The organism is Hydrogenimonas thermophila, from assembly GCF_900115615.1.
GTDB lineage: Bacteria > Campylobacterota > Campylobacteria > Campylobacterales > Hydrogenimonadaceae > Hydrogenimonas > Hydrogenimonas thermophila.
Genome location: NZ_FOXB01000008.1, coordinates 1 through 12,299, shown reverse-complemented (window position 1 = coordinate 12,299; position 12,299 = coordinate 1). Strand labels below are relative to the sequence as shown.

Below are 12,299 nucleotides of genomic sequence, written 5' to 3'. Positions count from 1 at the left end.
AAATGGAACTGTTTAGATATAAAAAACCGATCCCTTTGATGTCCAAGTCGAAGATATTTTTTGCTATATCAATGGTAGCTGTAGTAGCCTCTTTACTACTCATTTTTACTAAAGGGTTTAATTACGGTATTGACTTTGCTGGTGGTACAGTTGTTCAAGTAAAATATGAGGGTAAAGCACCAATAGAAAAAGTGCGTGAAGCAATCAAAACTTCAAAAGTCTTTGAGGGCGCATCTGTAAATTTCTTTGGAAGTGATGATGAAATTGTCATAAAAGTTCGTACAAGCAGTAAAAAACTTGGAACTGACATAGGTGATGAAGCGCGTAAACTTTTAGAAGGAACTGGCAAATTTGAGGTAAGACGCGTTGATATGGTTGGACCTAAAGTTGGTAATGAGTTGCGAGAAAAGGGTATTATGGCTCTTGTTCTTGCAATTGCTGGAATTTTGATCTATGTAAGCTTTAGATTTGAGTGGCGTTTTGCAATAGCTTCAGTTATGGCACTTGTTCATGATGTCTCTATAGCTATGGGAGCATTGGTTCTGTTTAATGTTGAGGTTAATCTTGACATTTTGGCAGCTCTGCTTACAATTTTAGGTTACTCATTGAACGATACAATCATTGTTTTTGACCGTATTAGAGAGGGGCTTACAACTGTTAAAAGCTCTAAGTTAGCTGATGTCATAGATGAGTCAGTTACAAGAACACTTTCTCGTACAACACTAACATCTCTTACTACTTTCTTTGTTGTGCTTACACTCTTTTTAATGGGTGGAGAGATTATTCACGGCTTTAGCTTTACGTTGCTAGTTGGTATTATTGTTGGTACATACAGCTCCATTTTCATTGCATCACCACTGTTGATGATGATGGGATTTGATGTAGAAAATTATCGTAAAAAATTGGCAGAGAAGAAAAAACGTGAGCAAGAGAAAGAGAAGATGCGCGCTATGTATGAGCAAGGCGTTGTGTAGGATTTAGTTTTTTATTTTACACATAGAGTTTTCATAAGGAGTGGTAAAATGGTTGATATTAATACTCTTAAAGTAGAAATAGTTGAACACTTAAAGCCACTCCAACCTGAAAAGGTTTTGCTTTTTGGTAGTTTTGCTTATGGTAAACCAAATGAGGAGAGTGATATTGATCTTTTTATCATTAAAAATTTACCAAAAGAAGAATTTAGAGACTATAAGCTTAAAATAAGAAGAAAAATTAGAAAACTTATTGAGAAATATAGAATAGGTTTTGATATTATAGTAGCTTCTGAAGATATGATAAAAGATCGTGATGACTACTTTTATCGTGTAGAGTTAGAGAAGAAGGCTAAGGTTCTTTATGAATAAAAGAGCAGCTAAAGAGTGGCTCATACTATTTTAAAGAGGAGCTTTATCCTAACCCAAATTATATGCTTCCTCCTAAAGAGGAGGTTCAAGAGGTTTTACTTTTTACTGAAATACTTTTTAATAAAGTATGTGATGTTTTAGAGATAGAGAGTGATGAAGTCAAAAAGTAGAAAATTAAATGTTATTGCGATAACACTTGATTTTTTACTTTAGAAGAAAAAAAGTGAGTGAGAAGTTATGAAGTATAATCCATCAGAGATCGAAAAGAAGTGGCAGAAGTTTTGGGACGAGAACAATAGTTTTGAACCAAGTGAAGATAAGTCAAGGCCTAAAAAGTATGTGTTGAGTATGTTCCCGTATCCTAGCGGGCGTATTCATATGGGGCATGTGCGCAACTATGCGATTGGTGATGCATTGGCGCGCTACTGGCGTAAGAAGGGACATAATGTTTTGCATCCAATTGGTTGGGATGCTTTTGGAATGCCAGCAGAAAATGCAGCGATTAAGAATAAGGTGCATCCAAAGAAGTGGACGTATGAGAATATCGACTATATGCGCAAAGAGTTGGCTTCACTAGGTCTTTCTTTTTCTAAAGAGAGAGAGTTTGCTACCTGTGATCCACTCTATACAAAATATGAGCAAGCCTTCTTTATTGATATGTGGGAGAAGGGGCTGGTTTATCGTAAAAAAGGGTATCTAAACTGGTGTCCGCATGATCAAACAGTCCTTGCCAATGAGCAGGTAATTGATGGATGCTGTTGGCGCTGTGATACGCCTATTGTGCAAAAAGAGATGTATCAGTACTACATCAAAATTACCGACTATGCCGATGAACTGCTTGAAGATTTGAAAAAGCTTGAAGGTGGTTGGCCAAGCCAAGTTATTGCAATGCAGAGAAACTGGATCGGTAAGAGTACGGGGCTTGAGTTTGCTTTCAAACTTGATGAAGAGAGTAAAGATAAAACGGGATGTGAAAGTTTTGAAGTCTTTACAACACGTCCTGATACAATTTGCGGTGTAAGTTACGCTGCCGTTGCACCGGAGCATCCGCTTGTTAAGGTGTTGATCGAAAAAGGGCTGCTTGATGATGAAGTAAAAGCCAAAATTGAAGCGATGCAGAGAATGCCTGTGCGTGAGCGTAATATGGCTGAAAAAGAGGGTGTGTCGCTTGGCATCAATGCTATCCATCCAATGACAGGCAAGAAGGTTCCGATTTGGGTTGCCAACTTTGTTTTGATGGAATATGGAAGCGGTGCTGTTATGGCGGTTCCTGCGCATGATACACGTGATTATGATTTTGCAAAAAAATATGGCTTGCCAATTCAACCAGTTGTTTTCCCAAAAGAGGGTGAACTGCCTGAAAATGAAGCTTACACTGAAGATGGTGTTCTAAAAGGGTGTGGTGAGTTTGATGGTCTCTTTGGGCAAGAGGCGCGTGATGCAATTATTAAGTGGTTTGAAGAGAAGGGACTTGGTAAAAAGGTTATCAATTTCCGTTTGAAAGATTGGGGTGTAAGCCGTCAGCGATATTGGGGTGCGCCAATTCCAATGATCCACTGTCCAACATGTGGTGTAGTGCCTGAAAGTAAAGCCAATCTTCCAGTGACACTGCCTGATGATGTTGAAATTACTGGAGAAGGAAACCCGCTTGATCATCATCCTACTTGGAAAGAGTGTACTTGTCCAAAGTGTGGCGGTAAAGCAACACGTGAAACTGATACACTTGATACCTTTATCCAGTCAAGCTGGTACTTCCTGCGATATGCGACGCCAAGACGTTTGTGGGAAGAGGTCGCCTTTACACAAGAGGATAATGACTACTGGATGCCAGTTGATCAATATATCGGTGGTATCGAACATGCAATTTTACACCTGCTCTATGCTCGCTTCTTCACTAAAGTCTTACGAGATTTAGGTTATGTAAATGTTGACGAGCCATTTAAACGTCTCTTAACACAAGGTATGGTTCTTAAAGATGGTGCAAAGATGAGTAAATCAAAGGGCAATGTGGTTGACCCTGATGCACTGATTGAGCAGTATGGAGCCGATACCGCACGCCTATTCATTCTCTTTGCTGCACCTCCAACACAAGAGTTGGAGTGGAATGACAGTGCCGTTGAAGGTGCACACCGATTTTTAAGAAAACTCTATGATCGTGCACAGAAGTGTGAGCCGTGTGAAACACTACCTGAGATTGATCATAAATCATTAGACAAAGTAGAGAAAGAGGCACGTAAAAAGGTTTATGAAGCTCTCAAAAAAGGTGAAGAGGTTTATGGTGAACGCTTTACTTTCAATACACTGATAGCTGCAACAATGGAAAGCTTGAATGCACTTGATAAACAGAAAAATCCACAAGTTTGGCAAGAGGGTATGTGGATAATTTTAAATCTACTTGAACCAATTGTTCCACATATTGCTTGGGAACTAAGTGAGCAACTCTTCAAGTGTAATAACTTTGATTCTGTCGAAGTTAAAGAAGAGGTTTTTGAAGTTGATACAATTCCTATGGCTGTCTCAATCAATGGAAAGCCAAGAGCGCAGATTGAAGTTGCACCAGGTACAAGCAAAGAAGAGATTATAGAGATAGCAAAATCAGCTGTTCCTAAATGGTTGGAGGGTAAAACTATCGTTAAAGAGATTGTTGTACCGAACAAATTGGTCAACTTAGTTGTTAAATAGATTAATTGTGAATGTTGAATTATGAATTATGAATGATGAAAATAAAGGTAGAAAATGGTAAAAGAGTTAAAAGTGTGGCAAATAATTAAAAGCATAATTAAAAAAATACCATTCAACATTCAACATTCAACATTCAATATTATACTATTTGCAATAGTGCTTTCTGGTTGTGGCTACAAACCAATGACTGAATACACTAAAAAAGTCTTTACAGACAAAGTATATGTAGATGTAGATGTCTATTTAAGAGATCCTGAAAATGCCGTCTTAGTCAAAGATGCTCTTAATGAAGCTGTTATTAGTCGTTTCAATGCAAAATTAACATCTAAAAAAGATGCTACAACACAATTGAAAGTAAAGTTTGAAAGAGTTTCTTTTAGTCCTATTCAATATGATTCAAATGGATATGCAATATTTTACAGGGCTAAAGTAACACTAAACATAAGCTATATAGTAAATGGTAAAAAAGGGTTTGAGAAAGTAGTAGGTTATTATGATTTTCCAATAGAACCAAATGCAGTTATATCTGATGCTAAACGCTTTGAAGCTATCAGGTTTGGAGCAGAAAAGGCTATTGACTCATTTGTTTCGCTTATGTCAATGCGAGGAACTGTGTTATGACAATACAAGATATTATTCGTAAAACGTTACAACAGATTAAACAGAGAAATTTGACACTCACTCCTGATGTTTATAGTGAATATTTTTGTCAAGAAGCTAAAAGAGCAAAAGTAATAGTAGAAGATTGCCAAAAGTTTGAGAAGTTTGTTAACCAGCTTCCTTCTGATATAAAAAAGATGGTAAAAAAGCGTGATGTTCAGAATGTGGATCAATTGGTTCGGCTTCTTGCAGCAGAGTTAACTCGTACTGATGCAAAAAAGAGTGGGGAAATCATTCAGGCATATGTTCTGTTGACTAAGCGTCTATTGCAAGTCATAGAACTATTACATGATCGTACAGCTTCTAAAATGGCAAAAGTAGATAGAGATAAAATTGCTTCATTTTTAGATAAAGTAGAGATAGATGCTATAAGAGATCATTGGAACAATTTTGTTATTGACTATGATGACTCTTTTCTTGATAGACTTGATATATACTGTAAGGTTGATAAAAGTGATTTAGAAGCAATGGTTGATGCTATTATAGAGTGTATTAAGAGTAAAAAGAGTGATATCTCTTTACAAGAGGTAGCACAAATAGTGATAGCCTCAATGACACCATCTATTGCTTCTGGAATGGATGATGAATTAGCAACAGTTAGTAATCAGATCCGCTCTAATCCTGAATTGCTAACATCAAAAGCTATGATAGATGATTTGAAGTATATGATACAAAAGAGAATAGAACTTGACAAAAAAGCAGTTGTTAAGCAGATAACAGAGCTTGACTCTGTAATTGAGCACATTAGTTCAACTTTAGTAAATGTCATAAACTGGGGTGATAATAATCATAAAGCTATACGTGCAATACAGGGAGAACTTGGAAGTATAGATTTAAAGGCTGATTCATTCGAAGTAATACATGCAAAGCTTATTGCCATAGCCAATTCACTAGAGAGCGAAACCAAAAATCTTAATGAAGAGATGCATAATTCTCATGAAGAGGTAAATGCACTTAGAAAACGAGTTAAAATTTTAGAAGAGGCATTGCGTAAGGAGCGAAAGAGATCTACAACAGATCCTTTGACGAATTTACCTAATCGTCGTGCTATAGATGATTTTATATCTAAGCAGGAGTCAGCATATAAACGGTATGGTGACAATTATGCTGTTGTTTTATTTGATATAGATCACTTTAAATCTGTAAATGATACATATGGTCACGATGCTGGTGATGTTATATTGGCATCATTTGGAAAATTGCTTCGCAGATATAGTAGGGACCTTGATTTTGTTGGTCGGTGGGGTGGTGAGGAATTCTTGGTAGTTTTGCCAAAAACTGACAAGAAGGGTGCATTACAGTTTGCCGAAAAACTTCGTGAAATAGTTAAAAAGAGTAAATTTATGTACAAAGATACCCGTATTCCTATTACAGTAAGTGGCGGGGTAGCAGATAGAGCAAATCATAGTTCAATTGAGTCTATGTTAAAGCAAGCCGATGAAAATTTGTATAAAGCAAAAAAGGGTGGAAGAAACAAGGTAGTAAATTGATATTACTTGAAAAGTTTTTAAATAGTAAACCACTCTATTATGATGTAATAGATCTTAGCCGTATGCCTAAAGCATATGAGTATATAAAACCGCATATCAAGCTTGGTAAAGTTATTCATCTTGTTGGAACCAATGGTAAAGGATCTACAGGACGGATTCTCTCTTCTTTGTTACTTTCAAAAGGAGTTAGTGTTGGACACTATACTTCTCCTCATATTCTAAAATTCAATGAACGTATATGGATAAATGGTAGAGATATTGATGATGAAAGATTGGAGCAAGCACATAAGAGGGTTTTTTCACTTTTGCCTGAAAATGTTGCTAACTCTTTAAGCTATTTTGAATATACGACACTTTTGGCTCTTGCAGCATTTGAAAGGTGTGATTACATTGTTCTTGAAGCAGGTCTTGGTGGTGAGTTTGATGCAACAAATGTTGTAGAAAAAGATTTGAGTATCATTGTACCAATAGGCAAGGATCATCAGCAGTTTTTAGGAGATAGTCTTGAAGAGATTGCTGCTACTAAACTAAGAAGTATAGACAAAAAGGCACTCCTTTCACCAAATCAGCCTGAGATTGTTTTAGAGGTAGCTAAACACATTGCAACTGAAAAAGGATATGAAATCTACTTGACTCAAGAGATTTTAAATTCTAATGAGCGTGATGAAATTTATAAGAATTTAGCAACTAATGGTTGGGCTGACTACTTAAAAGATAATGCTTTAACAGCAGTTGCAGCAATGAAACTTTTAGGGTTTGATGATTTTGGCACTCTTCCTGAAAGGGTTGAGCTTAGAGGGCGTTTTGAAAAGATAGCAACAAACGTTATTTTGGATGTAGGGCATAATGAGCTGGCGGCATCTGCTATTGTAAAAGCATTGAAAGGCAAAAAAGTCGTTTTAGTTTACAATACGCTTGAAGATAAAGATGCAAAAACAATTCTTTCTATTTTATCTCCAGTAATCAAACGTGTAGAGATAATTCCTATCCAAACCCAGCGACAAATGGCTATAGATAGGTTAAAGAGTATTGTAGAAGAATTAAACATTCCATACTGTGATTTTAAAAGCATAAATGAAGAGGAAGAGTTTTTAGTCTTTGGATCATTCTATACTGCAGAGGCTTTTTTAAAAATGATTTAAATTAATAGGTTTATGTATGGCAAGACCAGTTTATGGAAAGAGTGTATGGGGCGGTTACTTTCTTGATGCACTAAATAGGTTATATAGCTATGATGCAAGGGTTGGCAGAGGAAGAAGTTATGCAAGTAGCGGAAAAGTTTATGATCTATCTGTTAACAAAAATGAGATAAAAGCTAAGGTCAGAGGTAATTGGGACCCATACTACAATGTAAAACTAAAGTTCAATCCGCTCTCTTCTAAAGAGATAGAAAAAATCTACTCTATTATCGATTCAAACCCGCTTATTTTAGCTTCTATCATTAATGGTGAGCTTCCATCAACACTTTTAGAACTGCTCAAAATCGAAGGCATAGAACTCTTTCCCAAAGATTTTAGTGAATTAAAAAGAAGTTGCAGTTGTCCTGATTGGGGTGATCCTTGTAAACATATGGCAGGAGTATATTTTGTTTTAACCTCAATGATAGACAATAATCCATTTTTACTCTTTGAGATAAGAGGTGTTGAGCTAATAAACCACTACAAAATAGAGAATGAGTTAGACATAGCATACCCATTTGAGCTTGAAGAGAGTCAAGGTCAAACAGTAGTAAATGAAGAGATTGATATTATAAAGTTTAATTATTTTAAAGAGTTTATTCTCTCAAAACTTCAACCAAATCCATCATTTGTATCTATAGACTTTCATAAAGTTTTAGGTGATTTTTATAAATTTGCAAACAGATTTTTGGCTACTGTTGTTTACCCTGATCAAAATGAGCATATTGAGTTGATTGAGAGAGTGTTTAAAACGGCAGATTTTAAAGTAGTAAGCTCTAAAAATATTTTAGATTACAGGATCGAAATAACTCACTCTCTTTTAACAAGAGAGAGTATTGAGAAATTTTTTGGTAAAGAAAGTGATACTCTTGAACTCTCTATTTTAGAGTTTGCAAGGCTCTTTTTGGCATTTTCAAGTAGTGAAGGTAATGAGAAGTTTAACTACTTTTACCACTTTTTCAGGGTTGCTTATCTGCTCTCAAATGCAAACGGATTTGTTTTTGATATTTTAAAAGATAATAGAAGTTACATAGCGATTGCAAAACCGCTTCTATCACCTTTAAGTATTCAAAAGCAGTTACTTGAGTTACAAAAGTTAACTCCAGAGGTGCTATATGTCGATAAAAAGGCATTGGCTCCAAAGTCGACCAATGAGATTTTGCTCTCAATATTTTTGAGTGAGCTAACCAAAGCCTTGAACTTCCCTATGAAAAAGGGTAAAGGTGACAGGATATATGAGACTCTTTTTGATCTTCTTTTTAGAGGTAAAAGAGTTACAGAGAGTTTTGAGTTAAGAGATAGCTTAAAAAGTCTTGATCGCTACTTCTCTATTTTTGATATTCTGCATAGCAATATAAAGTTTACCATTGTCATAGAGAACAGAGATAATGACTACACTATGCAGTTTTTGGCAAATGGTAAAAATATCCATAAGATAGATGATGAGAAGAGTAGAATTACAGTCTATAAACTGATTGTTAAATTTGCTGACACACTTCAAGAGATAGAGAGTTTAACAAAACAAAAAGAGGTTATTTTAGATTTTGAGAGGCTTGAAAAGTTTATTTTGGAGCAAAAGGAGATCATACAAGATCTTGGAATTGGTGTGGTTATTCCAAAAGAGTTGCAAAAGCTTCTGCGTCCAAAACTAAAAATCAGAGCAACAGTGAAGTCCCAAAACTTAACCACCTTTTTGAGCCTTGATAAACTTTTAGAGTATGACTTTTTCCTTGCAATTGGTGATAAAGAGGTTTCAAAAGAGGAGTTTGAAGAGCTTTTAAAGAGTGGTAAAAAGCTTGTTAAATTTAAAGAGCAGTTTATCTATCTCGATCCTAAAGAGGTCGATTACATCTTTAAACAGATGCAAAAACATAAAAAGTTGAGCAAGTTTGATCTGCTACATCTTAATTTCAATGATGATTTGGAACTGGATGAGACTCTAAAAGTTTTCATAGATGATATTTTCAAACTCAAAGAGTACTCTTTACCACCTGTGAGAGCGACTTTAAGAGAGTATCAAAAAAGTGGATTTTTATGGGCTGTCAATAATCTTTTAAATGGTTTTGGAGTGATCTTAGCCGATGATATGGGGCTTGGTAAAACACTTCAGGCAATAGCGGTTATGCTTTTTTTAAAGCAAGAGAAGTTGGTTAAAAAACCTGTTTTGGTTGTAGTACCTACAACTTTGCTAAACAATTGGTCAAAAGAGATTGAGAAGTTTGCACCGACTCTAAGCTATTCGATATATTATGGAAAGGGTAGGGAGTTTAAAGATAGTGACATCATTTTGACTTCATATCAGATTTTAAGAAGGGATTTAGAGAAGTTTAAAGAGCAAAAGTTTGATATGATAGTCATAGATGAGGCGCAAAATATAAAAAATCCTTTGACATCAACTGCACAAAGCGTAAAAGCTATTAAGTCTCGTTATAGAGTGGCACTTAGTGGAACACCTGTTGAAAATAACTTAAGTGAGCTTTGGAGTATTTTCGATTTTGCTATTCCAAGATATCTAAAGAGTCTAAAAGATTTTCAAAAAGAGTATGCCAAAGAGATAGAGATAAACAAAAACCAAGAGATTGCAAAGCGTCTAAAAAATATTACCGCTCCATTTATGCTAAGACGCTTAAAGACAGATAAGACGATCATAAATGATCTGCCTCAAAAGATAGTTATTGATCAATATATTACAATGGAGAAAGAGCAGGCGGCTCTGTATGGAAGTTTTCTTGAAGAGATGATGGACAATATTAAAAAGAGTGACTCAAAAGATAGAAGCGGACTCATCTTTAAACTGCTCATATCGCTTAAACAGATTTGCAACCATCCAAAAAACTTTGATAACTCTTATGATCTTGACTACAAACTTTCAGGCAAATCGAAACTTCTGCTTGAACTTTTAGAGACAATAATAGAGAGAGATGAAAAGGTGCTCATCTTTACCCAATATACCCAAATGGGAGATATTTTAGAAGAGATTATAAAAAGAGAACTACTTTTAGAACCACTATATTTGAAGGGTAGTTTAAGCAAGTCAAAAAGAGATGAATTGGTAGAGAGCTTTAACAACGATAAGGATAAAAAGATTTTCATACTCTCTTTAAAGGCAGGTGGAGTAGGGCTTAATTTAACAAGTGCCAACAATGTCATTCACTACGATTTGTGGTTCAATCCGGCTGTTGAAAACCAAGCAACCGACAGAGCATTCAGGATAGGGCAGACAAAAAATGTCAATGTTTTCAGGTTTATTACGCAAAACAGTTTTGAAGAGAAGATTGACAAGATGATCAAAGCAAAAGAGGAGCTTCAAAACCTTAGCGTAAGTGTAGGTGAAAGCTGGATAGGCAAGATGAGTGATGAAGAGCTTGAGAGCCTGTTTGGAAAGTAGGCGGTAAGGTTTTATGTTTTATGAAAAGAGTAGGATTTATGGTACCACAAAGAAGTTAGATATAGAGACTTTAAAAAAGTTCTTCAATGATAAAAGGCTTTCCTTTGTTAAAGTAGCACTACTTTTTGGAAGTAGAGCAGAGGGAAAAGAGCATTTAAGAAGTGATTATGATTTTGCGTTGTTAATGGATGAAAAGGCTGATGATGGCTGGGGAGTAAAGGCAAAAGCTTATGACTTGATAGGAGAAATTTTTGATTTGGATGAGTGTGATTTTGATATTGTTGATCTAAGTTGTGCGAATAGCTGTATAATTGATAGTATAAAAGATAGTTTTATCATATTAAAAGGTAGTGAAGATGAAGTTTCAAGAGTATTTACAAAATACAATAAATAAAGGAAATTAATGAGACTCCTATTGCTACTACTTCCCATTTTACTCTTTGCTTCAAAACCAAACCTTTTACTTTTAAAAGTCTATACAGATCAGAATATTACTGGATGGGTTATGAGTGAGAAGCTTGATGGGATTAGAGCTTATTGGGATGGTAAGCAGTTATTGACAAGAAGCGGAAAAGTAATTCACGCTCCTAGCTGGTTTATAAAAGATTATCCACCATTTGCTATTGATGGTGAGCTTTGGAGTAAAAGAGGAGATTTTGAGTTTATCTCTTCAACTGTTCGAGATAAAAGACCTAGTAGTGATTGGAAAAAGATTAAACATTATATCTTTGATGTACCAAATGCCAAAGGTAATCTGTTTGAACGACTTGCCAAAATAAAATCGTATGAAGGTGAAGTAATTAAGATTATTACTCAACTTCCAATAAGATCAAAAGATGATTTGAAAAGATTTTTAGATGAGGTAGAACAAAATGGTGGAGAGGGTGTTGTAGTAAGAGTTCCGAATACTCCATATATTGGCAAGCGAACATCCAAAGCACTTAAAGTCAAACGTTTTCACGATACGGAGTGCGAGATTGTTGGTTATACAGAGGGTAAAGGTAAGTTTCGTGGAAAAGTTGGAGCGATTGAATGTCAATTAAAAGATGGTACACGCTTTAAGATAGGCTCAGGGCTTAGCAATGCTTTTAGAGAACATCCACCTAAAATTGGTACAATCATTACATTTAAGTACAAAGAGTTTACTAAAAAAGGAAAACCTAGATTTCCTGTATTTTTAAGAGTAAGAGATAACATCTAATTAGCCTTTTTATAAAAAATAACTTAAAAAGGACAAAAAAATAAAAAAGCAATAGCTTTTTAAAGCTATTTTAAAAACAACCAATTTTCAAGAGATTTTTCTCTTGAAATGAGTTTGATTTTGAAAGCACTTTTAAGAGTTTAATCTAAAATTATAACTTTAGATTAGAGTGCTTTTACAATCAAACTAAGTTGGTTTGATTGACAATTAAAAGGTGATGGCACTATTACAATTCCATCATCAATTTGAAGTAAATTAGCTTTAGTTCTTTAACTTATCACTGTCTAACCATAGCAAAAACACGAGAGGGGTTATAAGGTTCATTGTTTTTAAAGATGGCATAGATAATTGTTATCA

Annotated in this window: 9 protein-coding genes; all 9 read left to right on the top strand. The window is 35.1% G+C overall.

What is annotated here, in order from left to right; translation table 11 throughout:
- Positions 1 to 2 precede the first annotated feature (2 nt).
- The 9 genes from secF (at position 3) to BM227_RS04070 (ending at position 11,942) form a co-directional block, all read left to right on the top strand.
- Complete coding sequence (secF, locus tag BM227_RS04110) at positions 3 to 974, top strand: protein translocase subunit SecF (protein ID WP_092911470.1); 972 nt, start codon at positions 3 to 5, stop codon at positions 972 to 974.
- Positions 975 to 1,022: 48 nt separating this feature from the next.
- Positions 1,023 to 1,343, top strand: coding sequence for a nucleotidyltransferase domain-containing protein (locus tag BM227_RS04105; protein ID WP_092911468.1), 321 nt, complete (start codon positions 1,023 to 1,025; stop codon positions 1,341 to 1,343).
- A 237-nt stretch (positions 1,344 to 1,580) separates the two neighbouring features.
- Positions 1,581 to 4,025, top strand: coding sequence for a leucine--tRNA ligase (gene leuS / locus BM227_RS04100; RefSeq protein ID WP_092911466.1), 2,445 nt, complete (start codon positions 1,581 to 1,583; stop codon positions 4,023 to 4,025).
- Between the two features lie 54 nt (positions 4,026 to 4,079).
- Positions 4,080 to 4,646: an LPS assembly lipoprotein LptE gene (gene lptE / locus BM227_RS04095; RefSeq protein ID WP_092911465.1), complete on the top strand. Its 567-nt coding sequence runs from the start codon at positions 4,080 to 4,082 to the stop codon at positions 4,644 to 4,646.
- Positions 4,643 to 6,175: a GGDEF domain-containing protein gene (locus BM227_RS04090; protein ID WP_092911463.1), complete on the top strand. Its 1,533-nt coding sequence runs from the start codon at positions 4,643 to 4,645 to the stop codon at positions 6,173 to 6,175. Before lptE ends, BM227_RS04090 begins: the two co-directional genes overlap by 4 nt.
- Positions 6,172 to 7,317: a bifunctional folylpolyglutamate synthase/dihydrofolate synthase gene (locus BM227_RS04085; protein WP_245757021.1), complete on the top strand. Its 1,146-nt coding sequence runs from the start codon at positions 6,172 to 6,174 to the stop codon at positions 7,315 to 7,317. Before BM227_RS04090 ends, BM227_RS04085 begins: the two co-directional genes overlap by 4 nt.
- 16 nt (positions 7,318 to 7,333) lie before the next feature.
- Entirely contained in the window at positions 7,334 to 10,741 is a 3,408-nt protein-coding gene (locus BM227_RS04080; protein ID WP_092911462.1) for an SNF2-related protein, read from the top strand.
- A 13-nt stretch (positions 10,742 to 10,754) separates the two neighbouring features.
- Positions 10,755 to 11,135, top strand: coding sequence for a nucleotidyltransferase domain-containing protein (locus tag BM227_RS04075; RefSeq protein WP_092911460.1), 381 nt, complete (start codon positions 10,755 to 10,757; stop codon positions 11,133 to 11,135).
- 9 nt (positions 11,136 to 11,144) lie between these two features.
- Entirely contained in the window at positions 11,145 to 11,942 is a 798-nt protein-coding gene (locus BM227_RS04070) for a DNA ligase (RefSeq protein WP_092911459.1), read from the top strand.
- Positions 11,943 to 12,299 lie beyond the last annotated feature (357 nt).